Source organism: Rhodoferax sp. LS1P39 (assembly GCF_056521425.1).
Genome location: NZ_JBWMAV010000011.1, coordinates 122197 through 148132, shown reverse-complemented (window position 1 = coordinate 148132; position 25936 = coordinate 122197). Strand labels below are relative to the sequence as shown.

Here is a 25936-nt window from a genome sequence, read left to right as displayed (position 1 = left end):
AAACCCCACATAACAGAGACTCACCATGACACTGAAAACAACACTCTGTGCAACGGCACTCGTCGCCTTGGCAGCCCCTGCGTTCGCAGCGGTCTCTGCCGAAGAGGCCAAGAAGCTCGGCACCACACTGACGGAGTTCGGCGGCATCAAAGCAGGTAATGCGGACGGATCGATCCCGGCCTATACCGGCGGTGCAACCGCGCCTGCAGACTTCAAGCCCGGTAGCGGCGCGTGGGCCGACCCGTACAAGGCCGACAAGCCCTTGTTCCGTATTGACTCCAAGAACATGCAGCAATACGCCAGCAAGCTCAGCGAAGGGCAGATGCAGGTGATGAAGCTAAACCCCACCTACTATCTGGACATTTATCCCAGCCGCCGCTCTGCGTCGTACCCCGACAAAGTGCTCAAAGCCACCGTACGCAACGCGACCACCTGCAACCTGACCAAGGATGGTCTGGCAGTGGATACGGCCTGCCGTGGCGGTTTGCCATTCCCCATTCCTAAAAATGGCCAGGAAGTGATGTGGAACCAGTCCCTGCGCTACCAGGGTGACACCGCCATCACCACCAGTTCCTCGCGTTCCTGGGTGATCGACTCTGCGGGTAAGCCCACCATGACCGCACAGCAGCAAACCCTGACCGACGGCGTGTGGTACCAGACCGATCTGGACGACCGCGATCCGACCATGGCCTGGCGCGTGTATTCCGTGACCCAGGCTCCCGCCCGCAAGGCCGGTGAAGCCACGGGCCTGGTGGATTACGTGGATCCGGTGGACAAGCCACGCCGTGCCTGGAGCTACACCCCCGGACAGCGCCGCGTGAAGCAGTCGCCTGAGTTCGCCTATGACACACCGGTGGCCAGCATGGGCGGCGTGACCTTGTTCGACGAGTTGTTTGTGTTCTCGGGCAAGATGGACCGCTTCGACTTCAAGCTGACCGGCATGAAGGAGATGTACCTGCCCTACAACTCGTACAAGAACGTGTTCGAGTGCCCGGCCCCCGAAATGGCCTTGCTGCCCAAGTTTGCCAATCCGGCCTGCGAGCGCTGGGAACTGCACCGCGTGTGGGTGATTGAAGCCACCCTGAAAGCCGGTATGCGCCATGCCTACTCCAAGCGCATCTACTACTTTGACGAAGACATGACCGGCGCTGCCAACTACGACGCTTATGACCAGAATGGCGCGCTGTACCGCACCATGTTCAACGGCATGATCAACCTGTATGACAAGAAATTGCCATGGGCTGTGCGCCAGGTCATCTATGACTTCAACAAGGGCCAATACGCCTACACCAATGACGTGACGGTCGGCGGCTACCAGATTCCCGCCAAGGCAAAAACCGAGCGCGAGTTGAATCCTGAAGCAATCGTGGCGCGCGAGACAGCACGGTGACCCGGTCCTCCGTCACCAAGAACCCTGTGGCGATGCGGTCCCGCGCGCTGCTGGCCAGCCTGCTGTTGGCAGGTGTGGCCATCACGTTCGGAGCCGTGTCGGCGGTCCAGCGGCTCGGCCTGCCCGATCTGCTGGATACGCCGACGCAGCCCTCAGCGTTTGCGCTCAAGGGCATCGTCAGCGGTGTTGCCCGCCATGGCGACCACCTGATTGCCGTGGGTCCGCGGGGCTTGATTCTGGTGTCGGTGGATGGTGCCGCCACCTGGAAGCAGGTGGCCACCCCTTCCAGTACCGACCTGGTTTCGGTCAAGTTCACGGACGCGACCAACGCCTGGGCGGTGGGGCACGATGCCGTGGCATTGCGCACCAGCGATGGCGGTGCCACCTGGCAAAAAGTATTGGATGGCCGCTCGGTGCTGGCGCTGTTGCGTGAAACCTATGCCTCCCGCGCCAAGGCGGGCGACGAGACAGCGGTGGCCATGTCTGCCGAGGTAGAGCGTTCGGTCGCCCAGTCCGCCACACCCGACGCGCTGCCTTCGCCGTTTCTGGATGTGTGGTTTGCCAACGCCAACGAAGGCTACCTGGTCGGAGCTTTCGGCCTGATTTTGCGCACCACCGACGGTGGCAAGCAGTGGAAACCCTGGATCGAGCGACTCGACAACGAGCGCCGCTTCCACCTGTATGCGGTCACTGGCGACGAGACACAACGCTATATCGCAGGTGAGCAGGGCCTCCTGCTCCGCCTGGACACCACCGCCAACCGGTTTGTGAAAGTTGAAACCCCTTACACCGGCACCTATTTTGGCCTGGATGTGCAAGGCCAGCGCCTGGTGGCTTTTGGGCTGCGTGGCAATGCCTACGCCCAAACCGAGCCCAGCGCAGCCTGGACCAAGATTGAAACCGGTGTAGATGACAACCTGGTGGCCGCAGTCTCCATGCCCGACAAGCAACTGATGCTGGTGTCGCAGGCAGGGCATGTGCTGGCTGTGTCGGCAGACCTGCGTACCAGTACGGCTGTCAAAACATCGGTCGCTGGTGAAGTGTTGGGCGCGGTGTCGAATGGCGCGCGCGGTATTTTGTTGGCCCAAATGGGAGGTGTGAAGTCGGTAAACATTGAAGCAAATACCCCTCTTGCGCCCATCGCACCTGCAGATGCCACTATGAAAGATATAGCAAAATGAGCGGCCACATCGGTAACCCCGCCATGCCGGTGATCAAGGACCTGCGCGATTTCGATCGCCGGTCCGGAAACCTGCTGGAACGTTTTATTTTCAACAACCGTGTGCCCATGCTGCTGTTGTGCCTGATCGCTACGGTGGTTCTGGGCTACTTTGCCTCGCGCCTGCAAGTCAACGCCAGCTTTGAGCGGATGATTCCATCGTCCAGCCCCTACATCCGCAACTACCTGGACAACAAGGCAGAGCTGCCAGGCCTGGGTAACACCATCCGTATCGTTGTCGAAAACAAGACCGGCGACATCTACGACAAAGACTACCTGGAGACCTTGCGCAAGCTCAACGATGCCTTGTACCTGATCCCCGGTGTAGACCGCTCCTGGATGAAGTCGCTGTGGATGCCCATCGTGCGCTGGCGCCAGGTTACGGAGGAGGGCATCATGGGCGGGCCTGTGATGCCGTCCGACTACAGCGGTACACCCGCGTCCATCGACAAGCTGCGCGGCAACATCTCCAAGGCCGGCATTGTGGGCAGCCTGGTGGCCAACGATCTCAAGTCCACCATGATTGTCACGCCGCTGCTGGAAATCAATCCGCAGACCGGCCAGCCACTCAATTACGGTGAATTCTCCAAAGCCCTGGAGGAAAAGATCCGCTCCTTCGAGAGCGACAAAGTCGGGGTGCATATTGTCGGCTTCGGCAAGATCGTGGGCGACCTGATCGCGGGCATGCACAAGGTCATGCTGTTCTTCGGCGTGTCGGTGGCGGTAGCGGCTGTATTTGTGTACTTCTATACCCGCTGCTTGCGCAGCACCATCCTGTTGGTCACGGTTGCAGTGGCGGGTGTGGTGTGGCTACTGGGGCTGATGCACCTGCTGGGCTACGAGCTCGACCCGTATTCCATCCTGGTTCCGTTCCTGATTTTCGCCATAGGCTTGTCGCACGGTGCGCAGAAGATGAACGGCATCTTGCAAGATGTCGGGCGCGGCACGCACAAGTACATTGCGGCCCGCTATACCTTCCGGCGCTTGTTCATGGCGGGTTTGACGGCGCTGCTGACCAATATTGTGGGTTTTGCCGTGCTGATCATCATCGATATTCCGGTGATACGCGACCTGGCCATCACCACCAGCATCGGTGTCACCGTGTTGATCTTTACCAAGCTGGTGCTCATCCCTGTCACCCTGTCGTACATCGGCGTGGACCCTGCGGCGGCGCGGCGCGCTTTGGTGGAAGACCGCGATACCGAGCAGGGCCACGGCCTGCTGGCACGTATCTGGAACGGCCTGGACCTGCTCACGGAACGCAAGGGCGCGATTGCCGCCATTTCGGTGGCCGCAGTGCTCACGCTGGTCAGCGTGTGGGTGATGCGCGACCTGCGCATTGGCGACCTGGACCCTGGCGCGCCTGAGCTGCGTGCAGAGTCGCGTTACAACCGCGACAACGCCTACATCACGCAGCACTACGGTTTGTCGAGCGACCAGTTCGTGGTCATCATGAAAACCGATGAAGACGGCTGCCGCTACTACGACTCGCTGCAGTTGATGGACCAGTTGGCGCTGGCCTTGCGCCAGACCCCGGGCGTGCAGGCCACCAACTCGATGGCCGACATGACACGCTTCATCACCGCAGGCTTGTCAGAAGGCAGCGGCAAGTGGCTCACCATCAGCCGCGACCAGGCAATTACCAATGCGGCGGTATCGGCAGCGATGATTTCATCGCCCGACATCACCAACCAGAAGTGCTCGGTGTCGCCCCTGATTGCCTACCTCAGCGACCACAAGGCCGACACGCTCTCCAGCGTGCTCAAAGTCAGCGAAGACTTTGCCAACCGCTACAACTCGCCCGAAGGCGCAGAGCGGCCCACACGTTTCTTGCTGGCTGCAGGCAGTGCGGGCATTGAGGCCGCCACCAATATCGAAGTGGAGCGCGGTGTCATCAAGATGTACCTGGCGGTGTATGGCGCAACAGCCTTGCTGTGTTTGCTGACCTTCCGCAGCCTGCGCGCCACCATCGTGGCCATGATTCCCCTCATCATCACCACCATTTTGTGCAAGGCCTTGATGGTGTGGCTGGGCATTGGCCTGAAAGTCGCCACACTGCCGGTGATTGCCGTGGGTGTGGGCGTGGGGGTGGATTACGCGCTGTACCTGCTGAGTGTGCAACTGGCCATGCAGCAGCGCGGCGCATCGCTGACCGAAGCGTATCGGCGCTCACTGGACTTCACCGGCCGCGTGGTGGCATTGGTGGGGCTGACGATGGCTGCGGGTGTGATCACCTGGGCCTGGTCGCCCATCAAGTTCCAGGCCGACATGGGCATTTTGCTGAGCTTCATGTTCCTGTGGAACATGGTCGGTGCCCTGGTACTGATCCCGGCGCTGTCGTACTTTTTGCTGAATCCCAAAGCCAAGCCTGCGGCTGCCGCGCTGTAAGCCGCACCGCAACCAAGCCATAAACCTTATTTGAATGACTGGAGAAATCAATTGTTTGATTTGCTATTAAGTGCCGACATGATGGTGTCCGATCCGGACGGCATGACCGAACTGCTGGTGTCCAAGCTGGGCATCCATAGCCACCCCCGCTGGCGCCAGGCCTTTGAAGACCATCCCTATATTGCGCACTTCTTGCGGGTGCACAAGTCTCTGGCGATTTCACCGACCCGGGTAGAGCCCCAGTGGCACCTCGACAAGCCCAACCACGGCGACCCGATGTTCCACGACTTTTTGGAGAGCCTGAAGACCTACCAGGGCGAGCACCGCCCGATGCTCACGCACTCCATCGTGCTGACCCTGCCCAGTGACCGGTTTTCGGCCCTGGTGGACAAGCTGGTGCGCCGCAAGCTGCGCTTTCGATTGGCCCAGCGCACGCCCGACATGCCTTTTGACCGCCTGTGGCTGGGTGTGACACCGGAAGACCCACGCTACGAGCCCTCTGTAGACGGTGGCCTGTGCATCGAGGTGATGTGCAACGAGCCTTTGCAGCTGCCTGCCGATACCTTCTCGGTTCCCGCCCCCCAGGTACCCAACCCCGAGCCGGGCCAGATGATCCGTGTTTCGGCGCGTGGTTATATCGTGCGGGATCTGGACGAAACCTTGCGCCGCGTGTCTGCCCATCTGGACTGGGAACCCAGTGGCCCGGTGCAGGCCCTGGCGCAAGAAGGCTACCGCAAGGCCACGATGAAGTTTGGCCTGGCCAACAGTGCGTCGCTGGAAGTGATTGAAGCCACCCGCTGGAACAGCGATGCTGGCATCTACCTGCATTCCTGGGGCCCTGGCCCGTACTACATCCGCATCGCGGTGCATGGTTTGGCGGCCAAGGCCGAAGACCTGCGCTCACGCGGCACCCGCTTCACCTGGATCGAGTCCTCCGAAGCCGTTGGTGGCAAGTCCTTGATCCGTATTGACCCCACCGAAGTGCGTGGCCAGTTGTTTGAGTTTCACGAGCTCTAAATTCCATGGAAACCATGACCATGAAAACAGCAGTAGCCTCTTTCGCGGTGGACTGTGCGGAGCCGGCGGTGCGTGTGGAGCGCGAAGGGGCCATCGGTTGGGTCATCCTGAACCGCCCCCGGCAAATCAACGCCATCAACGACGACATCCGCACCGGTGTGCCCAAAGCACTGGCCGAGCTGGATGCCGACCCCGCCATTTGCGTGATCGTGATCCGGGGCGAGGGCGAGCGCGGCTTCTGCGCCGGGGCCGACATCAAGGAACGCCGGGGTGAAGAAACCTCGCTCCAGGTGCGCCGCCGCATGGAAAAAGCGCGCTGGATTGAAGCGCTGGACAGTATCGAGAAGCCGGTGATTGCTGCGCTCCATGGCTTTTGCATGGGTGGCGGTGTAGAGCTGGCACTGGCTTGCGATATCCGTTTCGCATCGCCGGAAGCGGTGTTTTCGCTGCCCGAAACCGGCTTGGGCCTGATTCCTGGTGGCGGTGGCACCCAGCGGCTGCCGCGTTTGATCGGCGCAGGCCGTGCCATGGACATTTTGCTTACCGGTGAACGCATGACTGCCCAGGAGGCGTTGGCTATCGGTCTGCTAAGTCGCATTTCCAGCACCGGTGAGGCTTTGGTGGATGAGGTGCGGGCGCTGGCATTGCGTATTGCCGCCAAGCCACCGATGGCCACCCTATTCGTCAAGCAGGCGGCCCGGGCTGCCAGCAAAGTGGACCTGAAAAGCGGCCTGGACCTGGAGCTGGAGCTGTTTTCGCTGCTGGTGCCCATGCGCGATGTCAAAGAAGCTGCCCTCGCATTTGGCGAGAAGCGGGCTCCCCAGTTTGTGGGGCTCTGAGATGGCCCAAGAAATGAATCCCCACAAGCTGGCAGGCAAGGTCGCCATCGTCACCGGTGCAGGCAACGGCCTGGGTGCCGAATGCGCCAAGGTTTTGGCCGCCCAGGGTGCCAAAGTGGCCGTGACCGACATCCACCTGGCTGCCGCCCAAGCGGTGGTTGCCGCGATTGAGCAGCTAGGTGGCCAGGCCATGGCGGTGAAGACCGATGTGGCCTCGGAAGACGATGTAAAAGCCATGGCCGCGGCAGTGGCCGGGCGCTGGGGCCGCATCGACATTCTGCTCAACAACGCTGCTGCGCTCGACACCAAAACCCGCCACGCCGACCGCGATGTCTGCAACGTCGACATCGAGGCCTGGGACCGGTCGATGAACGTGAATGCACGCGGGGCCATGCTGTGCTGCAAGCACGTCATTCCGCACATGCTCCAAACCGGTGGCGGCTCCATCATCCACAACTCTTCGGGTTTTGGCGTGATGGGCGATGCCTCGCTCACGGCCTATGCATGCTCCAAAGCCGCGCTGCTATCGCTGAGCCGCATGGTGGCTGCGCAGTATGGCAAGCAGGGCATACGGTCCAACGCCATCGTGATCGGCTTTGTGCTGAACGACCATGCGCAAAAAGAAGTGCCCGAAGAGATCAAGCAGATCTTGCTCGACCAGCACCTGACCCCGGCCCTGGGCAGCCCACGCCAGATCGCCGATGTGGTGTCTTTCTTGGCCAGCGACGAATCGTCTTTTGTCACGGGGCACACGATGGTGGCCGACGGCGGCTTCACCAGCCACGCGCCATCTTTGGTCCCCATGCGCCAGTTCTTTGAACGCATGGGCAACAACAAACTCTGAGACCTTTATGAGCATTCCCTTGCATTCCATCGTTGTGCGCGACTACGTGCACATGCTGAAAAACATACAGCTGTGGCTGGACAAAGCCCAGGCATTTGCCACGGCCAAGCCGTTTGACAGCGCCAACTATCTGCCCATGCGCCTGGCACCCGACATGCTGCCCTTCACCACCCAGGTGATGGTGGCTTGTGAAGTAGCCAAGATGGGTGTTTCTCGCCTTACCGGCAGCGAGGCCCCCAAGTTGGAGCAGCAGGATGCCAACTTGCAGGACTTGCGCCAGCGGCTGGAGCACACCATTGGCTATCTGGAGTCTTTTACCCCTGAGCAGGTCGATGCCAACCCGCCCGCGGAGGTCGTGGTGCCCCAGCGCGGCAAACCCGCTCTGACCTTTGACGCGCCTGGGTTTGTGCTGCGTTGGTCGCAGCCCAATTTCTTCTTCCATGCCACCACCATCTACGCCTTGTTGCGCCAGGCGGGTGTGGATGTGGGCAAGGCCGACTTCCTGGGCATCCACTGAAGTTAACAAGCAGACATAGAAAAGGGCCTTTCGGCCCTTTTTTTATGCAACAGCGGGAATGGATGCCTCGTAAGCCTTGAGGTTGAAGTCCGGCTCGGATGCCTGCTCCGGGGTCAACGGCAACTTGCGGGCCAGAATTTTGCGGGCTGCCATATGGTCGGCAGGGCGGTTGCAAGACTCTACCGCCACCAAACGGCCCTGGTTGAAGCACAGCACACTGAGCTGGCGGCTCTCGGGCGTGCCCAGCATCACATTGTGGTCGTGGCCATCCGACAAACCGGCGATTTGCAGCTTTAAATCGCCCTGGTCGGTCCAGAACCAGGGCAGTGCGGCATAGGCCACTGGTTTGCCCATCAGCCGTGCGGCCACGTTGCGGGCCTGGTCCACCGCGTTTTGCACCGATTCCAGGCGGATGGGGCTGGCCGTGTGCGGGCTGGGGAAGCTCACCACATCGCCAATGGCCGAGATCGCCTGGTCGCTGGTCAGCAGGTGCGCATCGACGCGGATGCCGTTGTGCACCGCCAGGCCTGCCTGCGCGGCCAGTTCGGCGTTAGGCACCACGCCAATGCCATAGACCACCAGATCGGTCGCAATGTGCTGGCCGCTGCCGGTTGTTACGCCCGTCACCTTGCCGTCGGTGCCAGTGATCTGCGAGATGGTCTGCCCGTAGTCCATCTTCACGCCCCAGCCCAGGTGGGCTTCGTTGAACAGTTGCGACATGTGGGTGGACAGCGCGCGGGCCATGGGGCGGGTGCCCATTTCCACTACGTGCACCGTCACGCCTTTGGCGGCGGCCACGGCGGCAAATTCCAGGCCGATGAACCCTGCGCCTATCACCACCACATGTTTGGCCGTGCCCACCCGCGGAGCCAGTGCCTCGGCATCGGCCAGGGTGCGGATGCCAAACACGCCGTCCAGATCGGCACCGGGGATGGGCGGCACACGGTTGCGCGCGCCGGTGGCCATCACCAGGTGGTCGTAGGCAAGGTGTTCGCCGTTGGCCAGCGTGATCGTTTGGGCGGCGCGGTCGATCTGCGTCACGCTGCTGTGGATGCGGGTGACGGTTTGCTGGTCAAACCACTCTGGTGGCCGAAAGCGCAGCGCGGGTGCACCTACCTTGCCCAGTAGATAGGCTTTGGACAGTGGCGGGCGCTGGTAGGGCACACCGGCCTCGTCGCCCACCAGGGTGATGCTGCCGGTAAAGCCTTCTTGGCGCAGCGACGCAGCGGTCTGGTAACCCGCTTGGCCCGCCCCGATGATGACGACATGGTTCAGTGGCATGGTTGTTCTTTGGTGAGGTTCAGAAGTGAAAATTGGGGGTAGCGCCCCAGCGGCAGCAGCAACAGCGGCGCAATCAAAAAGATAAAACCGCAGATCGTCAGCATGGCGGTGTAGCTACCGGTGGCCGTGTAGAGCTGGCCAAACATCCACGGCGACAGGGCCGATGCCACCGTGATCAGGCTGGCATGCACACCAAACAAGCGGCCATAGGCGCGCATGCCAAAGTAGCGCGAAATCAGGTAGGCGGCGATGTCGAATTCGGCCCCGGTGCCAATGCCGACCAGCACGGTGCCCAGCATCAGCAAACCGGTCTGCTCCACGCTGCTGCCAGACAGCAGCAGGCAACCCAGCGCAGGCATGGTCAGCGCCACAGCAGCCACACCCGGTGCCCACAGGCGGTCAATCAGATAGCCCACCAGTACCCGGCCACCAATCAAAGACAAGCCAAAGCCCGCAAAAATCTGGCTGGCTTCGGCGGCGCTCAAGCCTTTGTCGCGCAGCAACGGCACGGTATTGCTGACCATGGCCACCATGGCACCGACGAAAACCGCCAGCGCGATATTCAGCGTCCAGAATCGGCCCGAACCCATGGCTTCCTTGAATTCCATGCCCGCGACTTCCGGGACCGGCGTGGCCGCCGCTGCAAGCGTGGCGGCTTTTCTGCTCTGCGGCGTTTCCATCCAGCGCAGCGCCAGGGGTAACACAAACACCAGCGGCAGCAAAGCCAGCAGAACAAAAGCCGCCTGCCAGTTCCAACGCTCCACAGCCCAGGTGACGGCACCGGGGATAAAGGTGGCAGAAAGCCCCGTGCCCGACAGCATCAGCGCCAAGGCCAAGCCCCGGTTGCGCTCGTACCAAAGGTTGACCAAATGCGTCCAGGTGATGTGCATCGTGCCCGCACCGGCAATCGGCAGCAGGGCAAACATGGCGTACAGCCACCAGATCGACTGGCCGAGCTGCGTCATCATGGCAAACACCAGCGCCAGTGACAGCAAGGACACCACCGTCACGCGGCGCATGCCGTAGCGGTGGTTCAGCCAGCCTGCCAGTTGGGCGGCGATTACCGCACCGCCAAACAGAAAGCTCACGGCAGTTTGCAAGTCGCCACGGCTCCAGCCAAACTCGGTTTGCAGCGGGATCACCAGCGCGCCAAATGCGTAGAGCATGGACGCATTGGCCGCCACCCCCAGGCCCAGCATGGCCAGCACGACCACCCGCCAACTGCGGCGAAACTCGGTCAGGTCAATCCCCATGGAGGGCGAGGTGTGGGGTGCAGACATCGGCAACTTCCTTGGTGGAATGTGCGTAGGCAAGCGATGTTGCAGGATGCGATGACCATCCGCTTACCCATGCAAATAATTCCACATGTAGAAAATAATTCTACATACAGATTAATTGCAAGCCATCAGTAGTTGCCCTAGGCTGCGCAGAGGTGACCTACTCCTTCACCATCAGCACGCTGCTCCCCAGAGGCCCGCCGCCGGTGGCGGCAATCGCTACCTGGTGCGGTGCCACTTGGCGCGCGCCACCGCGCCCCCACAGCTGGGTGCAGGCCTCGTGGATGTAGCCCAGGCCGTGGGTGCGCCCGCCAGACAGTTGCCCGCCATTGGTATTGATCGGCAACTGGCCGTCGCGCGCAATGCGCTGGCCACCTTCGACAAAGCGGCCACTTTCGCCGCGAGGGCACAGGCCCAGGCCTTCCATCCACAGCATGGGCAGGATGGAGAACCCGTCGTAGAGCTGGGCGCAGCCCACATCCTTGGGTTTGAGGTCGGTGCGCGACCACATCATGCGGCCCACGTCAAAACAGGCCATCTCCGTCAGCGATATCTGGTCCCACGACCAGGGCTGGTGCAACGCCGAACCAATGGCCTCGATGCGGATGGGCGGGTTGGGGCTGTCACGCGCGGCATCCACCCGCGACAAGATGATGGCGGTGGAGCCGTCGCAGTGCACGTCGCAGTCAAACATGCGCAAGGGGCTGGAGATCATGCGCGAGGCCATGTAGTCGTCCATGGACATGGGCGCGCGCATCACCGCCTTGGGGTTCAGCATGGCGTTGGCGCGGCAGGTCATGGCGATCTGGGCCAGTTGCTCGGGCGTGGTGCCGTAGTCGTGGAAGTGGCGCTGCGCGTACAGCGCCATCAGGTTGATGCCCGACATCACGTTGAACGGCGTGTACCACTGCCAAAAGTAGCTGCTGTCGCGGCCCACGGTTTTGTTGGTCAGGGCGCTGGCCGATTTGTTTTTCAGCCGGCCACTGGCCTCGGTGATGGTGCGAAACACCAGCACGTGCTTGCACATGCCCGACGCAATCGCCATGGCACCGTTGATCAGCCCCGCCAGGGGCCCTGGGCCCTCGTAGCCCGCACCGTACCAGTTCACCTTCAGGCCCAGCACGCTCATCAGCGCGTTCGGGCCGACCGGCGAGAAAGAGTTGCCGTTGTCGTTGTCGCCGGGCCAGCAGGCAATGCCGTCGATGTCGCTGCGCTGCAGGCCCGCATCGGCAATCGCTTCCAGCGCGGCATCCACGCTCAGCCGCATGGCCGACAGCTTGGACGGGCGGCCCACCTCGGACTGGCCGATCCCGGTGATGGCCACATTCTTTTCAAACAGGCGCTCGTTCATGCCACATCCTTTGCGTTGTCGCGTTCAAACAGCGGTATCCACACATCTTCAATCTGCTCAAAAGTCACCCGCACCGGCATGCCGATCGCCACGTCGTCCACCGAGCCGCCCACGATGTTGCTCACAAAGCGCAGCCCGGCCTGTTCGGCCAGCTCCACGATGGCCACCACATAGGGCACGGGCAGGCCGGGAACCCAGGCCTGGTGGTTCACGGTAAAGCTCACCACCGTGCCTTTGCCCGACACGGGCCGGGGCCCCACCTCGAACGACAAACACTGCGGGCACAGCAGGGCAGGGGGGTGGAAGTAGCGCTGGCAGCCGCTGCAAAAGCAGATGTTCAGTTGGCCGTGTTCCCCGCCTTGCCAGAACGGTGCCGTCTCTTGTGTCAGTAGGGGAAGCTTTCGCGTCATGGGCTGCAATCTGTAAAAACTAGGCGTTTATCGGGTGAATGTTGCCGGGTGGTTTAGTTTAATATATGAACAGAATCATTGAAAGTGTATTAAATTAGAAGATTCGCAGAGCTTCTGGCCACCGCCAGGGCAGTTCCCACACGCAATGGAGACCGACCATGTCGCAAAAATCATCCCTTCCCCTCAGAGTCATTGTTACCGGCGGCCTGGGCGTGCTGGGCCGCAGCGTGGGGGCCGAACTGGCTGCGCGCGGTGCCCGTGTAGCCCTGGTGGACCGGGCGGCGCACGCGGAGGTTGCGGGTGCTGAGCTGGTCGTCGGCAGCGTTGACTTGGGCGAACCCGCCAGTGCGGCAGCGGCTTTTGCGCAAGTTGCACAGGCACTGGGCGGTATCGATGCCATTGTCAACGTGGCGGGCGGCTTCCAATGGGAAACCCTGGAAGGCGGCAGCATAGACACCTGGGACCGCATGTACACCATGAACCTGCGCACGGCGGTCATCGCCTGCCGCGAAGTGCTGCCCTATCTGCTACGTCAGCCCAGCGGGCGCATCGTCAACGTGGGTGCGCTGGCCTCCCAGAAAGCCGGTGCGGGCATGGGCGCCTACGCGGCCTCCAAAGCCGGTGTGGCCCGCCTGACCGAGTCGCTGGCCGAAGAGCTTAAAGACCGGGGCATCAACGTCAACGCGGTGCTGCCCAGCATTCTGGACACCCCCGCCAACCGCGCCGACATGCCCGATGCCGATGTGGCCCGCTGGGTGTCGACCCAGTCGCTCAGCGGCGTCATTGCGTTCTTGCTGTCCGAAGATGCCAATGCCGTCACCGGCGCCTGCCTGCCCGTGGCCGGGAGGGTGTGATGGCCCAGAGCACCCCGCCCGTGATGGCCTGGCGCGACAGCTATTTGCTCGGCCTGCCCGCCATGGACAGCACCCACCGTGAATTCGTGGACTGCGTCGCCGCCCTGCAATCCGCCGCCGACGCCGATCTGCTGGCGCGCCTGGCCGACTTCGAGCAGCACGCCGTGCGCCATTTTGATGAAGAGCAGCAGTGGATGGACAGCAGCAACTTTCCTGCCGCCCAGTGCCACGCCGACGAACATGCCGCCGTGCTGGCCTCGGTGCGCGAGGTGGATGCCCTGCTGCGCCAAGGCACGCCCACCCAGGTCGCCCGCGATCTGGCCCAGGCGCTGGCCGACTGGTTTCCAGGCCATGCCGACTACATGGATGCATCCCTGTCGCAGTGGATGAACAAGCGCAGCCACGGCGGCACGCCGGTGGTTCTGCGCCGTGGTGCCACCCAGCCCGACACGCCTTTTTCAATTTCCTCGTCTATTTCCTCGAAAGCCCACCCATGAGACTCGTTACGTTCCAAGGCAGCGACGGCATCCAGCGCGCCGGTGCCCTGTTTGAGGCTGACCAGGCCATTCTGGATTTGCGCCATGCTAGCCAGGTGGTACGCGGCGGCGACGGCCTGGCCTTGTTGGGCAGTGTGCAAACCCTGATCGAAGGCGGCGACGATGCCCTGGCCGAGGCCAAAGCCCTGCTGGCCCGCGCCCCCGCCGAGGCCGTGCGTGCCCGCAGTGCCGTCAAGCTGCTAGCTCCTATTCAGCCACCCATCCAGATGCGTGACTGTTCGTGCTTTGAATTGCACCTGCGCCAAAGCTTTGCCGCTGCCCGCAAGACCCGCGCCCTGCGCTCGCCCGACCCCGAGGCCGCGCTCAAAGCCATGAACACCCGCGCCGACGACCGCGTGGTCGACATCTTCAACCGCCAGCCCATCTACTACAAGTGCAACCGCTTTGCCACCATCGGCGTGGACGACGACGTGGTCTGGCCCAGCTACAGCGAAGCGCTGGACTTTGAGCTGGAATTTGGCTGCTACATCGGCAAGCGCAGCAAAGACGTGTCGCGCGACCAGGCCCGTGCCAGCATTTACGGCTACACCATCTTCAACGACATCAGCGCCCGCGACATGCAGGCCATCGAGATGGGCGGCATGCTCGGCCCCGCCAAGGGCAAAGACTTTGACACCGCCAACGTGATGGGCCCCTGCCTGGTCACTGTGGATGAAATCGAAGACCCCTACAACCTGACCATGATCGCCCGCATCAACGGTGAAGAGTGGGGCCGTGGCAACACCAAAGACATGCGCTGGCAGTTCGAAGACGTGATCGCCCACATATCCCGTTCTGAAACCCTGTACCCCGGCGAATTCCTGGGCTCGGGCACCGTGGGCAACGGTTGCGGCCTGGAGCAGATGCGCTTTCTCAAGCCCAACGACGTGGTGGAGCTGGAAGTCGAAGGCATCGGCATATTGCGCAGCCGCATCGTACGGCCTGATACCTCCACCATTACTATGTAATTTATAGCATCTCGTGCTTATGGAATAAGCGCTATCTGCCAATTTAATGCTTAATATTCTTGCAAGAAGTCTGGTGAAGTTACCAGCGCTGCGGGCAGCGGCCACCGTGTTGGCCGTGGCGTTGGGCTGCGCCGCCAGCGCCCAAACTTATCCCACCAAGGCCATCACCTTCGTCGTGCCGTTCACCGCAGGCGCAGGCCCCGACGTGTTTGTGCGCGCTATCGCCCGTGCCATTGCCCAGGAAACCGGTGTCCCTACCGTGGTGGAGAACAAGCCCGGCGCGGGCTCGGTGCTGGCCGCGCAGACGGTGGCCCGCGCGGCTGCCGACGGCCACACGGTTCTTGTCACGGGCAATGTGGCTTTCACCGGCAACCCCTATGTTTTCAAGAAGTTGCCCTACGACCCGGTGGCCGATTTCACCCCTGTGACCACCTTGGCCAAAGGACCGATGTACCTCTACGTCAACGCCCAAAAGCTGCCCGTCCATACCGTGGACGAGCTGCTGCGGTTGCTGCGCAAAGACCCGAATAAATACACCTTCGGCTACACCAGCATCACCGGCCGCCTGCCCGCCGAGGTGCTGCAACAAACCCAAGGGGTCCGGCTGCTGGCCGTGCCCTACCGCAGTGGTGCGGCGGCCACCCCGGACCTGGTGAGTGGCCAGATCGACATGATGTTCACCGACTATGCCGCCTGGACCCATGTGGCCTCGGGCCGCCTGCGCGCCATCGGGGTTACCGATCTGCAGCGCAGTGCGTTTGCGCCCGCCTTGCCCACTTTTGAAGAGGCCGGTGTCAAGGGCATGGACATCGGGTTCTGGCTGGCCGCCTACCTGCCTGCCCGCGCCCCGGCTGCGGTGGTGGCCCAACTGCACCGCCTGCTGACCCAGGCCGTCAAGGCCCCCGATGTGAAAGCCTCTTACCAGGCCTGGGGCACCTCCGAGTACCTGCTGCCCCTGGGCGGGTTGGCGAAATTCCAGGCCCAGGAAAGCGCCGCCTGGGGCCGCATCATCCACGCGGCTGGTATCCAGCCAGAGTAAGGGAAGCTTCCAGTGCCAACTTCCATCGCTGTACCCGGCATCCTCCACGGCCTGCGGGTGATCGATCTAGCTGCGGGTTTGGCGGGCAGTGCTGCGGCGCTGTACCTGTCTGAAGCGGGTGCCGAAGTGTTGAAAGTGATACGGCCAGGCCATGGCGACAGCGAAGTCCTGCTGCGGGTGCTCAACCGGGGCAAACAGCGCGTGGCCCTGGACCTGCAAATCCCCGCAGATTTGGCCGCCCTGCTGGCTACCGCCGACGTGCTGGTGCACGACCTCACGCCCTCGCAAGCCGCCGCATTGGCGCTGGACGACGCTGCCCTCAAGGTCCGCTACCCGGCGCTCACCATCGCCTCCATCGGCGGCTGGCCGCGCCGCCATGCCCGGGCCGATGCGCCGGTGCACGAAACCCTGGTGCTGGCGCGCCTGGGCCTGCTGGACGAGCAGCCCGGCCACCGGCCCGGCCCGGTGTTTATCCGCATGCCATTTGCCAGTTGGATCGCCAGTTGGCTCTGCGCCGTGGGTGTGATGGCCCGGCTGATCGCCCGCGACCGCGATGGTGGCCGCGGCGGGGTCGCCCATACCAGCCTGGCCCAGGCCGGGCTGGTGGCCATGACCATGCACTGGGCGCGTGCCGAGCGGCCCAGCCCCGCGTTTGCCAAGGGCCTGGACAAAACCACCCCCATTCCGCTGCACCAGTGCGCCGATGGCCGCTGGGTGCATGTGCACTATTCACCGGATGCCGCACCGTGGATGGCGCAGGGCCTGCAGGCCATGGGCACCGCCGAAGTCGCCCGTGCCAACGCGCTCTGGCCGCCCAGCCATGTGGCCCCGAACTTCGGGGCCAACAAGGCCATCATGGCCACCCGCCCCGCACAAGACTGGGTCGAACATTTCTGGGCCCACGATGTGTCGGCGCAGATCGCCGCGCCTTTTGGCGAAATCTACGGTGATGCACAGGCGAAATTGAATGGCTACGTGGTGCCGGTAGAAGACGTACTGCTGGGCCGCACCCTGCAACCCGGCCCCGCCTATGTGGTGGACCCGCCCGCCCGTGTGCGCGGTTCCGTGCCAGACGGCGCGACTTGGGCGGGCACTGCACCGGTTACCCCGACGGTTATCGCAGCGGCTTCGAACTTGGCTCCGTTGCAAGGCCTGAAAGTTTTGGACCTGGGTGCCTACCTGGCCGGGCCGTTTGCCTGCATGGTGCTGGCCGACCTGGGCGCCGATGTCATCAAGGTGGAGCCGCCTGCGGGCGATGCCATGCGCAGGCTGGAACGCGTATTCGCTGGTACCCAGCGCGGCAAGCGCGGCCTGGCCTTGAAGCTGGGCACACCCGCAGCCCAGCCCGTGCTGGAAGCCCTGGTGGCCTGGGCCGACGTGGTGCACCACAACGTGCGCATGCCAGCGGCCCGCAAGCTGGGCATTGCGCCCGAGCAGCTCTGTGCGCTCAAACCATCACTGGTGTGTGCCCATGTCAGCTCCTACGGTGCCACCGGGCCCCGCGCCGACTGGCCGGGCTTCGACCAGTTGATGCAGGCCTCGTGCGGCTGGGAGGGGGAGAGTGGTGGCGCGGGCAACCCGCCCATGTGGCTGCGCTTTGGCGTGGGCGATTACCTGGCCGGGCTGTCGTCGGTATTTGCCTTGCTGCTGGCGGTGTACCAGCGCCACCGCACCGGAAAAGGCCAGGCCGTAGCCTCGTCCCTGCTGGGTGCGATGCTGCTGACCGCAAGCGAAACCGTGGTGCTGCCCGACGGCAGCCTGAGCCCGATGGCGCACCTGGATGCCGACCAGCTCGGCGTGTCGCCTACCCACAGTCTGTACCGCGTGGCGGACGGCTGGATTGCCGTGGCCGCAGTTACCCCGGCAGAAATCACCGCCTTCACCGAATTAACCGGCCCCGACCCCGTGGCCTTCCTCGGCGCTCAGGACATCGCTGCCGCGCTGGCCGCGTTGTCGGCGGCGGGCGTACCCAGCGAACCCGCGTTGCAGAACCAAGCCGAGGCCTTCCTCGACAGTGCCGAACACGCCGCCAGCGGCCTGCACACCCACTACCGGCATGCCCAGTACGGTGCGCTGCAACAGGTGGGCGCGCTGTGGGATTTTGACGATCTGCCGCTGGTGCTGCACCGCGCACCTCCCGCCTTGGGCGAACACAGCCGCGAAGTGCTGGCCATGCTGGGGTTTTCCGCATCGGCGGTGGACGCGCTGGCGGCGCAGGGCATCACCAAACTTTGAACACACACAGGGACACACACGCAATGGATGCATTGGATTTTTCCGGCAAGACGGTTCTGGTGGTGGGCGGCTCCAGCGGCATTGGCAACGGCATCGCCCGCGCTTTTCTGGCCCAGGGCGCGGTGGTGCATGTCTGGGGCACCCGGGCCAGCGCAGCCGACTACGCCGATGAGCCCGGCTCCCAACTGGACGGTCTGCACTACGCGCAAGTCGATGTGTCGGATGCCCGCCAGATCGAGCTATGCGCCTTGCCTTTTGAGCGCCTGGACGTGCTGGTACAGGCCCAGGGCATCGTGCTCTACGACAAACAAGAGTTCAAGGCCGCAGGCTTCAAGAAGGTGCTGGACGTCAACCTGACCAGCCTGATGGTCTGTGCCGATAAGTGCTTCGAGGCCTTGAAGGCAGCGCAGGGCAGCATGGTCATCGTCAGCTCGGCGGCGGCTTTCCATTCCACCCGAGGGAACCCGGCCTACAACGCCTCCAAAACCGGGGCTTTCGGCCTGACCCGCACGCTGGGCGAGGCCTGGGCGCGCGACGGCATCCGGGTCAACGGCATTGCGCCCGGCCTGGTCGATACCAAACTGACCCGTATCACCACCGCCCACCCCAAGCGCCTGGAGGGTGCCCTGCGCAACATCCCGCTGGGGCGGCTGGGCACGCCCGAGGACATGGCCGGTGTGGCGCTGTTCCTGGCGTCACCGTTGTCGGCTTACATGCTGGGCCAGACCTTGCTGGTCGACGGCGGCATGTTGCTGGCTTGAAGAAGGAACAACACCATGTCTTGGGACTTTGAAACCGACCCCGCATTCCAGCTGGAGCTGGACTGGATTGCCCAATTTGTGCAAGAAGAAGTGGAGCCGCTGGAATACGTGCTGGGCAGCCCGTGGAACATCCACGACCCGCTGTTTACCCTGCTGGTCAAGCCTTTGCAGCAGCAGGTCAAGGACCGCAAGCTCTGGGCCTGCCATCTAGGCCCCGAACTGGGCGGGCCGGGCTATGGCCAGGTGAAGCTGGCGCTGATCAACGAGATTTTGGGCCGCGCGCTGTTTGCGCCCATCGTGTTTGGCTGCCAGGCACCCGACTCTGGCAATGCCGAAATTCTGGCGCACTACGGCACCCCGGCGCAGAAGCAGCGCTACCTCACCCCGCTGCTGGCGGGCGACATCGTGTCGTGCTTTGCCATGACCGAACCCCAAGGCGGGGCCGACCCCAAGGTGCTCACCACCAAGGCGGTGCAAGACGGCGGCGACTGGGTCATCAGCGGGCAGAAATGGTTTGCCTCGAACGCGCGCTACGCCGACTTTTTCATTGTCATGGCGATTACCGACCCTGCGGTGTCGGTCTACAAGGGCATGTCGATGTTCATCGTGCCCGCAGGCACGCCGGGGCTGGAGATCATCCGCAACGTCGGCATGGCCGATGAGCCTGCCGCCACCCATGCCTATCTGCAGTTGGACCAGGTGCGCGTGCCCGCCGACCACATGCTGGGCGCGTCGGGCGAAGCCTTTTCCGTGGCGCAGGTGCGGCTGGGCGGTGGCCGTGTGCACCACGCCATGCGCACCCTGGGCTTGGCGCAAAAAGCGTTTGATGCCCTGTGCCAGCGGGCCCTATCGCGCACCACCCAGGGTGGCCTGCTGGCCGACAAGCAAATGGTGCAGGAAAAAATTGCCGACTCCTGGGTCGAGCTGGAGCAGTTCCGCCTGCTGGTCATGCGCACCGCCTGGCGTATCGACAAATACCAGGACTACCAAAAAGTGCGTAAAGACATTGCCGCCGTCAAAGCCGCCATGCCCAAGGTGCTGCACGACATCGCCGCGCGTGCGCTGCACATCCATGGCTCGATCGGTGCCTCGTCTGAAATGCCGTTTGCGGGCATGGTGTCGCGTGCCTTCCAGATGGGGCTGGCCGACGGCCCTACCGAGGTGCACAAGATCACCGTGGCCAAGCAGCACCTGCACGAATACACCGCCTGCGAAGAGCTGTTCCCGGCCTACCACCGGCCTACCGCCGCCGCATTGGCGCAGCAGAAGTACCAAGCCCAGTTGCAGGCGGTGGCCGAATGACCAATCTGGCATGGCAGGTCGCCGTGGATCTGGACCGATTGACCGCATGGATGGACGCGCAGTCTTTGGAGACGGGTGGCCGCATTACCGATGCGGTGCCTCTGGTGGGCGGCACGCAAAACATCTTGCTGCGCTTCCAGCGCGGTGCGCAGGTGTATGTGCTGCGCCGCTCTGCGCTCCATGCCAAGCCGGAAGTGTGGGCCACCATTGCCCGCGAGGCACGGGTGCTAGGTGCGCTGGCGAACACGCCCGTGCCGCACCCCCGGCTGCTGGCCACCTGCCTGGACGAGAAAGTGCTGGGCGCGCCGTTTTACCTGATGTCGCAAGTGGATGGCTTCAACGCCTCTGCCAAGCCGCTGCCCGCACTGCACGCCAACACCCCCGCCGTGCAGCGCCGCATGGGCTTTGCGATGGTCGATGTGCTGCTGCAACTGGGTGCTGTAGACCCGCAGGCGGTGGGCTTGGGCGGTTTCGGCAAGCCCGTGGGATTTTTGGAGCGCCAGGTGGCGCGCTGGCAAAAGCAGTTGCACAGTTATCAGGGGCTGGCGGGCTGGCCGGGGCCGTCGTCCCTGCCCGGCGTGGCCGAGGTGGCCACCTGGCTAGAGGCCAACCGCCCAGAGCCGTCCCCCACCGGCATTCTGCACGGCGACTTTCACCTGGCCAACGTGATGTTTCGCCCCGACGCGGGCGAGATTGCCGCTGTGATCGACTGGGAGCTGGCCACCGTGGGCGACCCGCTGCTGGACCTGGGCTGGCTGCTGGCCACCTGGCCCGATGCCAGCGGGCAGGGCGCGGGCACCATCCGCGTCACCCCCTGGCGCAACTTTCCCATGGCCGACGAACTACTGGCCTATTACGCCGCTCGCAGCAGCCGCGACCTGTCGGCGATGGACTGGTACGTGGTGCTGGCGCGCTTCAAGCTGGGCATCTTGCTGGAAGGCAGCTACGCCCGCTCGTGCGCAGGCCAGTCGCCCCCCGAACTGGGCCGCCAGCACCATGCCTCGGCGCTGCGGCTTTTCAGCCAGGCCAAGACCCTGATTGCCCAGCTTGCCTGAGGGCAGGGCGGCACTTTCCCATGGATTTACAAGGAGATACGGATGGACATCCAAGCTAAGCGGATCATCGTGACCGGTTCGGCCAGCGGCATCGGGGCCAGCGCCGTCAAGGCATTTGTGGCCGCAGGTGCCCAGGTGGTGGGGCTGGATGTGGCCGATGCCGCCGGCCACAGCCTGGCCCAGGCGGCCACCCAGGCCGGGCCGGGCCAGGCGCACTACCTGCACTGCGATGTCAGCGACCGCCAGCAGGTTGAAGCGGTGTTTGCCGCCGCCGTGGACTTGCTGGGTGGGCTGGACGCACTGGTGAACATTGCCGGTGTGGAACGCAAGGCGCCCGCCGAAAGCATCTCCCAGGAGGACTGGGACCTGATGTTCAACGTCAACGCCCGCGGCACACTGAACACCAACCAGGCCGCTTTCACCCACCTGCGGGAGCGCGGAGGCCGCATCATCAATTTCGCCTCGGCCGCCGGGGTGATGGGCGTGCCGGGCCTGGCGCACTACTCGGCCTCCAAGGCGGCGGTACTGGGCTGGACGCGCACCGCCGCCAAGGAATGGGGCAAGTACGGCATTACCGTCAACGCCGTGGCCCCGGCGATGTGGACCCCCATGTACGAGAGCTTTCGCGCCCGCCTGGACGAGGCCCAGCTCAAGGCCCACGACGACATGATGGCCGGGCTGATCCCCCTGGGCGGCTGCCTGGGCGACCCCGACCACGACATGGCCCCGGTGCTGGTCTTTCTGGTCAGCGACGGTGCCCACTTCATCACCGGCCAGACGCTCGCCGTCGATGGCGGTTTGATGATCCCCTGATACCCCCCCCAAAAAAAACTCTGAGGAGACCCCCATGCTGATTGACGTACACGCCCACCTGTTCACCCCCGGCATGATGCGCCGCGACCCGTTCTGGGGGCCTTTCATGAAACCCCAGGGCTTGACTGTCGGCCACTTTTCGCTGGGCACCATGCAGCCCTCCAAGGCCAAAACCGACGAAGAGGCCGAGGCCAACCTGATGGTCCGCATGACCCACAGCGCCCGCCGTGCGCTGATGGCCGAGCGCGGGGTCGACAAGCTGGTGCTGTCCACCCCGTCGCACGCCTTCATGTACTGGGCGGGCGAGTTTGGCGACACCTACGCCCGCATCTGCAACGATGAACTGTCGGCCTTCTGCGCCCAGGACCCGGAGCATTTCGCTTTTTGGGCCCACGCCAACCTGGCCAACCCGGTAGAGGCCGCGCGCGAGATCGAGCGTGCCGTGACCCAGCTGGGGGCCAAGGGTGTGTGCGTAGGCGGGGCCAATTTCAACGGCCTGGAAGCCCACAGCGAAGCGCTGTACCCGGTGTGGGAAAAGATCACCCAGCTCGACGTGCCCATCATGGTGCACGGCTTCAACCAGTCGATTTACTGGGGAGAGAAGCACACCGACGACAAGTTTGAAACCACCTCTATCGTGGGCGACTGTGTGGATGAAACCCTGTTCTTCTGGTATTTGATCAACGGCGGCGTGCTCGACACCTTTCCCACGCTCAAGACCTACATCACCCATGCGGGGGGTATGGCCGTGTTCCAGCTGGGCCGTCTGAACGACCTGAACCGCGTGATGGCCCCCGATTCGCGCAACCAAAAGCCGCTGATCGACTATCTGCCAAATTTCTATTTCGACCTGGATGTGCACGCCCCCGGCCTGCGCCGCGGCGTGGCCGAGGTGGTGGGGGTGGACAACCTGCTCTACGGCACCAACTTTGGCGGTGCCTACGACCATGGCGACCTGAGCGCGGGGCTGGGCCTGTCGGATGCCGACCGCGAGAAGATCCGCAGCACCAATGCCATCAAGCTGTTGCGTCTGGACGTGCACCAGCCGGTAGCGGTATGAGCCCTGGCATCTGGTGGGCCGCCGCGCTCTCCGAATCCGTCAACGGCAGCAAGCCGCTGGCCGTGGTGTGCAATGCTGAAGCTATGGTGCTTTTTCGCAACGCGGCGGGAGTAGTGTGTGCGTTGGAAGACCGTTGCCCACACCGCCGGGTCCCGTTGTCGCTGGGCACCGTAACCCCCCGCGGCCTGCAGTGCGGCTACCACGGCTGGACCTTTGATGGCAGCAGCGGGGCCTGCCACACCATTCCCAACCTGCGAGCCGACGAGCGCGTGCCACCCCGCTACGCGGCCCGCGCCTACCCGGTGGCCGAAGCGCAGGGCTTTGTGCATGTCTGGCTGGGGGAGGGCGTGCCCAGCCCCGTGCTGCCCAGCCCCGCCTACCAGCCGCAGGGCCTGGAATTCACCGGCAGCACCACCGTCAACATGGCCCACCACGAGTACCTGCGCGCCATGCTGGACGGCCCCGACTGCCTGTTGGCGTTTGACAGTGTGCGCATGACCGACTTCTTTCTGGGCGACCCGCGCCAGGAGGGCGACTGGCTGGTGCTGGACCGCGGCGCGGTGTGGCAAAACCGCCGCCTGCCGTCCAACTTCGTGGTCGATTACCCGCTGATCGTGCGCACCGCCGTGGCCCTGCGCGGCGGTGCCATCCGCGTAGATCTGCTGGACCCGGACGAAGCTGCGATTGCCACCGTGTGGATTGGCGCCAGCGCCAACCTGCGCGGCACCACCAGCCTGTGCTGGCGAGGCTGCGCCATTCCACGGTCAATAGCGGGTGCACCCTGGCGCTGGCGCAGCGCGCGAATGCTGCACAAACCCTGTTTCGAGGTGTTCGGCGCGGTAGACGGCGCGGCCATTGCCGCCCTGCTGGTAGCGCCGTCGCGCGATCTGGACCTTGCCCTTGCCAACCTGCAAACCCTGGAGGTGCTCCATGCACACCTTAGCTTCGCCTGAAATGGCCCCGGCTACCAAACCCCGCCGCAGCGACTGGACCCCGGTCAACTACGACCTGCGCGATACCTGGTTTCCGGTGTCACACAGCCGCGACGTGACCGAGCGACCCATCCGCCGCATCATCCACGCCCAAGCCTACTTTTTGTGGCGCGACAACGGGCGGCCGTGTGCGGCAGAATTCCGCCCCGACCAGTTAGCCGCCCGAAAGCATCAGGTCAGCGCCTTCACCGGTGGCTCAGGTCTCTACCCGGTGGTGGAACGCTATGGCTACATCTGGGCCTGGTACGGCAACCCCGACAACGCAGATGTGGCCCTGCTGCCGCATATTCCGTTCTTGCCGCTGGACGGCAGCCTGCCGGGCTATACCCAGCGCACCGTGCGCTTTGACGCAACATCAGCCCTGTCGGTCGAGAACCTGATCGACCTCACCCATGCCGACTTTTTGCACGCCAATACCATTGGCGACGGCATATCGGATAGCGACGAGGTGGCGGTGGAGTGGACCTCCGAGACCATCACCCGTACCCGCACAGTGACGCAGAAGTCGGTGGCCCCCATCATGCGCTGGGTGGGCGGCGTGCGGGCCAGGTTCCAGGACTTCCGCGCCGTGCTGCACGTGCATTTGCGCAGCAATGTCTGCGTGTCGTATCCGCGCTTTCGACCTGGGTACGACGTGCCTAACCTGCAGCCGTTCTTGCCGGTAGGACGGCACCGCTCGCGTGGCGATGTGACCTTCAACACCACGGCCGCCCCCGCACCGTTTCGCTATGTGATGCCGCGCATTGCCTTCATCATCCAGCCGCAAGACAACTCGGTGGTGCGGCCGCAAAACCCCTGCTACTTTGAGCCGGGCGACCGACCCGACCTGCATTCGCGCTTCGACACGCCCGGCACCCGCTACCGTTTTCAAATGGAGCAGCTGGCCGCCCGCCAGCGCAAAAACGACTTCGCTTATGGCGGCGATGCCGACCCGGGCCGGGATATCACTACGCTACTCGGTATGGACGGTTAGCTCCGCAGCGCCGTTAGTTGCGGCGTGGTGGGCAGGTGCGCGAAATAGCCGCCGTCCACCGACCAGGTTTGCCCGGTCACCCAGCTGGCGCGGTCCGAGGCCAGAAAGCTCACCGCTTCGGCAATGTCTTGCGGCAGGCCGAGACGGCCCGACAGCTTGTGCGCGGTGATCACCTCGCGCAGCGGCTCGGGCAGCGCTTTTTGCATGGCGGGCGTAACGACGGAGCCCACCAACAACGCATTGCAGCGCACGCCCTGCGCGCCGTACTGGGTGGCCACGTAGCGGGTGAGGGTGTTGATAGCGCCTTTGGACACCGCGTAGGCGGTTTGCACCATATCGCCCGCCAGCGAGGTGCCAGAGCTGATGTTGACAATCGAGCCGCCGCCGCTGGCGATCAGTGCGGGCAGGGCGTATTTGCACATCAGCATGGTGCCACGCACATTGGTGGCCATCATGCTGTCCCACAGGGCCGATTCCATGCTCAGCACATCGCGGTCTTCGCGCAGGCCTTTCATGGCGGCGTTGTTGTCCAGAATGTCCAGCCGTCCAAAGGTCTGCGCAGTAAAGGCCATCAGCGCCTGGATGCTGGCCTCATCGCCGATATCCACCGTGTGCGCTACCACCTGCAGCCCTTCGCCGCGCAGAGTTTCGGCCACGTGCTCGGCCTGGGCCTTTGGCAGATCGGCAATCACCACCCGCGCGCCGCAACCGGCCAGCTTGCGGGCGGTTGCGGTTCCGATGGCACCGGCACCGCCGCTGATGATGGCGACTTTTCCCTGGAGGTCTTCTGAGGCTTGGGGCATGGTTTTTTCCGT

General features: G+C 63.7%; 24 protein-coding genes. 19 read left to right on the top strand and 5 right to left on the bottom strand.

The window, feature by feature from the left end:
• Positions 1 to 25: 25 nt before the first annotated feature.
• The 7 genes from AC097O_RS17355 to AC097O_RS17325 are packed head-to-tail and all read left to right on the top strand — an operon-like array spanning position 26 to position 8214.
• Positions 26 to 1390: a DUF1329 domain-containing protein gene (locus AC097O_RS17355; protein WP_479594153.1), complete on the top strand. Its 1365-nt coding sequence runs from the start codon at positions 26 to 28 to the stop codon at positions 1388 to 1390.
• The gene (locus AC097O_RS17350) at positions 1387 to 2571 is read left to right on the top strand and encodes a WD40/YVTN/BNR-like repeat-containing protein (protein ID WP_479594152.1); all 1185 of its coding nucleotides are present in this window, start codon (positions 1387 to 1389) and stop codon (positions 2569 to 2571) included. Before AC097O_RS17355 ends, AC097O_RS17350 begins: the two co-directional genes overlap by 4 nt.
• Positions 2568 to 4997, top strand: a complete 2430-nt coding sequence (locus AC097O_RS17345) for an efflux RND transporter permease subunit (RefSeq protein ID WP_479594151.1) — start codon at positions 2568 to 2570, stop codon at positions 4995 to 4997. The genes AC097O_RS17350 and AC097O_RS17345 overlap by 4 nt, the downstream gene beginning before the upstream one ends.
• A 51-nt stretch (positions 4998 to 5048) precedes the next feature.
• Entirely contained in the window at positions 5049 to 6014 is a 966-nt protein-coding gene (locus AC097O_RS17340; RefSeq protein ID WP_479594150.1) for a VOC family protein, read from the top strand.
• Between the two features lie 20 nt (positions 6015 to 6034).
• A complete protein-coding gene (locus AC097O_RS17335; protein WP_479594149.1) occupies positions 6035 to 6853 on the top strand; it encodes an enoyl-CoA hydratase/isomerase family protein in 819 nt (272 codons plus the stop codon).
• A gap of 13 nt (positions 6854 to 6866) precedes the next feature.
• Positions 6867 to 7697 (top strand): SDR family NAD(P)-dependent oxidoreductase, encoded by an 831-nt coding sequence (locus AC097O_RS17330; protein WP_479594148.1) that lies wholly within the window; start codon positions 6867 to 6869, stop codon positions 7695 to 7697.
• 7 nt (positions 7698 to 7704) lie between these two features.
• A complete protein-coding gene (locus AC097O_RS17325; RefSeq protein WP_479594147.1) occupies positions 7705 to 8214 on the top strand; it encodes a DUF1993 domain-containing protein in 510 nt (169 codons plus the stop codon).
• 42 nt (positions 8215 to 8256) lie between these two features.
• On the opposite strand, the gene AC097O_RS17320 is transcribed toward AC097O_RS17325, so the two are convergent.
• The 4 genes from AC097O_RS17320 to AC097O_RS17305 all read right to left on the bottom strand — a co-directional run bounded on the left by AC097O_RS17320 (position 8257) and on the right by AC097O_RS17305 (position 12533).
• Positions 8257 to 9495 (bottom strand): NAD(P)/FAD-dependent oxidoreductase, encoded by a 1239-nt coding sequence (locus AC097O_RS17320; protein ID WP_479594146.1) that lies wholly within the window; start codon positions 9493 to 9495, stop codon positions 8257 to 8259.
• On the bottom strand, positions 9486 to 10775 hold the full coding sequence (locus AC097O_RS17315; protein ID WP_479594145.1) for an MFS transporter: 1290 nt from the start codon (positions 10773 to 10775) through the stop codon (positions 9486 to 9488). The genes AC097O_RS17320 and AC097O_RS17315 overlap by 10 nt, the downstream gene beginning before the upstream one ends.
• 157 nt (positions 10776 to 10932) lie before the next feature.
• On the bottom strand, positions 10933 to 12123 hold the full coding sequence (locus AC097O_RS17310; protein ID WP_479594144.1) for a thiolase family protein: 1191 nt from the start codon (positions 12121 to 12123) through the stop codon (positions 10933 to 10935).
• Positions 12120 to 12533, bottom strand: coding sequence for a Zn-ribbon domain-containing OB-fold protein (locus AC097O_RS17305; protein WP_479594143.1), 414 nt, complete (start codon positions 12531 to 12533; stop codon positions 12120 to 12122). The genes AC097O_RS17310 and AC097O_RS17305 overlap by 4 nt, the downstream gene beginning before the upstream one ends.
• A 158-nt stretch (positions 12534 to 12691) precedes the next feature.
• Here AC097O_RS17305 and AC097O_RS17300 point away from each other — a divergent pair, with 158 nt between their 5' ends.
• The 12 genes from AC097O_RS17300 (at position 12692) to AC097O_RS17245 (ending at position 25121) form a co-directional block, all read left to right on the top strand.
• A complete protein-coding gene (locus AC097O_RS17300; protein WP_479594142.1) occupies positions 12692 to 13387 on the top strand; it encodes an SDR family NAD(P)-dependent oxidoreductase in 696 nt (231 codons plus the stop codon).
• Positions 13387 to 13884, top strand: coding sequence for a bacteriohemerythrin (locus tag AC097O_RS17295; RefSeq protein ID WP_479589618.1), 498 nt, complete (start codon positions 13387 to 13389; stop codon positions 13882 to 13884). Before AC097O_RS17300 ends, AC097O_RS17295 begins: the two co-directional genes overlap by 1 nt.
• Positions 13881 to 14891: a fumarylacetoacetate hydrolase family protein gene (locus tag AC097O_RS17290; RefSeq protein WP_479594141.1), complete on the top strand. Its 1011-nt coding sequence runs from the start codon at positions 13881 to 13883 to the stop codon at positions 14889 to 14891. Before AC097O_RS17295 ends, AC097O_RS17290 begins: the two co-directional genes overlap by 4 nt.
• A 73-nt stretch (positions 14892 to 14964) precedes the next feature.
• On the top strand, positions 14965 to 15930 hold the full coding sequence (locus AC097O_RS17285; protein WP_479594140.1) for a Bug family tripartite tricarboxylate transporter substrate binding protein: 966 nt from the start codon (positions 14965 to 14967) through the stop codon (positions 15928 to 15930).
• Between the two features lie 12 nt (positions 15931 to 15942).
• On the top strand, positions 15943 to 18165 hold the full coding sequence (locus AC097O_RS17280; protein WP_479594139.1) for a CoA transferase: 2223 nt from the start codon (positions 15943 to 15945) through the stop codon (positions 18163 to 18165).
• A 23-nt stretch (positions 18166 to 18188) separates the two neighbouring features.
• Positions 18189 to 18926: an SDR family NAD(P)-dependent oxidoreductase gene (locus AC097O_RS17275; protein WP_479594138.1), complete on the top strand. Its 738-nt coding sequence runs from the start codon at positions 18189 to 18191 to the stop codon at positions 18924 to 18926.
• 15 nt (positions 18927 to 18941) lie between these two features.
• A complete protein-coding gene (locus AC097O_RS17270) occupies positions 18942 to 20228 on the top strand; it encodes an acyl-CoA dehydrogenase family protein (protein WP_479594137.1) in 1287 nt (428 codons plus the stop codon).
• Positions 20225 to 21283 (top strand): phosphotransferase family protein, encoded by a 1059-nt coding sequence (locus AC097O_RS17265; RefSeq protein WP_479589210.1) that lies wholly within the window; start codon positions 20225 to 20227, stop codon positions 21281 to 21283. Before AC097O_RS17270 ends, AC097O_RS17265 begins: the two co-directional genes overlap by 4 nt.
• A gap of 42 nt (positions 21284 to 21325) precedes the next feature.
• Complete coding sequence (locus tag AC097O_RS17260) at positions 21326 to 22096, top strand: SDR family NAD(P)-dependent oxidoreductase (RefSeq protein WP_479594136.1); 771 nt, start codon at positions 21326 to 21328, stop codon at positions 22094 to 22096.
• Between the two features lie 34 nt (positions 22097 to 22130).
• Entirely contained in the window at positions 22131 to 23156 is a 1026-nt protein-coding gene (locus AC097O_RS17255; protein WP_479594135.1) for an amidohydrolase family protein, read from the top strand.
• Positions 23153 to 24109: a Rieske 2Fe-2S domain-containing protein gene (locus AC097O_RS17250; protein WP_479594134.1), complete on the top strand. Its 957-nt coding sequence runs from the start codon at positions 23153 to 23155 to the stop codon at positions 24107 to 24109. The genes AC097O_RS17255 and AC097O_RS17250 overlap by 4 nt, the downstream gene beginning before the upstream one ends.
• Positions 24087 to 25121, top strand: a complete 1035-nt coding sequence (locus AC097O_RS17245) for an oxygenase (RefSeq protein WP_479594133.1) — start codon at positions 24087 to 24089, stop codon at positions 25119 to 25121. The genes AC097O_RS17250 and AC097O_RS17245 overlap by 23 nt, the downstream gene beginning before the upstream one ends.
• Here the strand turns inward: AC097O_RS17245 and AC097O_RS17240 are convergent.
• A complete protein-coding gene (locus tag AC097O_RS17240; protein ID WP_479594132.1) occupies positions 25118 to 25924 on the bottom strand; it encodes an SDR family NAD(P)-dependent oxidoreductase in 807 nt (268 codons plus the stop codon). The two genes, AC097O_RS17245 and AC097O_RS17240, sit on opposite strands and share 4 nt — an antisense overlap.
• Between the last annotated feature and the right edge of the window lie 12 nt (positions 25925 to 25936).

What these genes read in the sequence shown, in the direction of transcription:
- AC097O_RS17270 (WP_479594137.1), top strand. Translation starts at nt 18,942, where the DNA reads ATGTCTTGGGACTTTGAAACCGACCCCGCATTCCAGCTGGAGCTGGAC.
- AC097O_RS17295 (WP_479589618.1), top strand. Translation starts at nt 13,387, where the DNA reads ATGGCCCAGAGCACCCCGCCCGTGATGGCCTGGCGCGACAGCTATTTG.
- AC097O_RS17345 (WP_479594151.1), top strand. Translation starts at nt 2,568, where the DNA reads ATGAGCGGCCACATCGGTAACCCCGCCATGCCGGTGATCAAGGACCTG.
- AC097O_RS17335 (WP_479594149.1), top strand. Translation starts at nt 6,035, where the DNA reads ATGAAAACAGCAGTAGCCTCTTTCGCGGTGGACTGTGCGGAGCCGGCG.
- AC097O_RS17250 (WP_479594134.1), top strand. Translation starts at nt 23,153, where the DNA reads ATGAGCCCTGGCATCTGGTGGGCCGCCGCGCTCTCCGAATCCGTCAAC.
- AC097O_RS17290 (WP_479594141.1), top strand. Translation starts at nt 13,881, where the DNA reads ATGAGACTCGTTACGTTCCAAGGCAGCGACGGCATCCAGCGCGCCGGT.
- AC097O_RS17310 (WP_479594144.1), bottom strand. Translation starts at nt 12,123, where the DNA reads ATGAACGAGCGCCTGTTTGAAAAGAATGTGGCCATCACCGGGATCGGC.
- AC097O_RS17255 (WP_479594135.1), top strand. Translation starts at nt 22,131, where the DNA reads ATGCTGATTGACGTACACGCCCACCTGTTCACCCCCGGCATGATGCGC.
- AC097O_RS17330 (WP_479594148.1), top strand. Translation starts at nt 6,867, where the DNA reads ATGAATCCCCACAAGCTGGCAGGCAAGGTCGCCATCGTCACCGGTGCA.
- AC097O_RS17325 (WP_479594147.1), top strand. Translation starts at nt 7,705, where the DNA reads ATGAGCATTCCCTTGCATTCCATCGTTGTGCGCGACTACGTGCACATG.
- AC097O_RS17275 (WP_479594138.1), top strand. Translation starts at nt 18,189, where the DNA reads ATGGATGCATTGGATTTTTCCGGCAAGACGGTTCTGGTGGTGGGCGGC.
- AC097O_RS17320 (WP_479594146.1), bottom strand. Translation starts at nt 9,495, where the DNA reads ATGCCACTGAACCATGTCGTCATCATCGGGGCGGGCCAAGCGGGTTAC.
- AC097O_RS17315 (WP_479594145.1), bottom strand. Translation starts at nt 10,775, where the DNA reads ATGTCTGCACCCCACACCTCGCCCTCCATGGGGATTGACCTGACCGAG.
- AC097O_RS17300 (WP_479594142.1), top strand. Translation starts at nt 12,692, where the DNA reads ATGTCGCAAAAATCATCCCTTCCCCTCAGAGTCATTGTTACCGGCGGC.
- AC097O_RS17265 (WP_479589210.1), top strand. Translation starts at nt 20,225, where the DNA reads ATGACCAATCTGGCATGGCAGGTCGCCGTGGATCTGGACCGATTGACC.
- AC097O_RS17355 (WP_479594153.1), top strand. Translation starts at nt 26, where the DNA reads ATGACACTGAAAACAACACTCTGTGCAACGGCACTCGTCGCCTTGGCA.
- AC097O_RS17260 (WP_479594136.1), top strand. Translation starts at nt 21,326, where the DNA reads ATGGACATCCAAGCTAAGCGGATCATCGTGACCGGTTCGGCCAGCGGC.
- AC097O_RS17240 (WP_479594132.1), bottom strand. Translation starts at nt 25,924, where the DNA reads ATGCCCCAAGCCTCAGAAGACCTCCAGGGAAAAGTCGCCATCATCAGC.
- AC097O_RS17305 (WP_479594143.1), bottom strand. Translation starts at nt 12,533, where the DNA reads ATGACGCGAAAGCTTCCCCTACTGACACAAGAGACGGCACCGTTCTGG.
- AC097O_RS17245 (WP_479594133.1), top strand. Translation starts at nt 24,087, where the DNA reads ATGCACACCTTAGCTTCGCCTGAAATGGCCCCGGCTACCAAACCCCGC.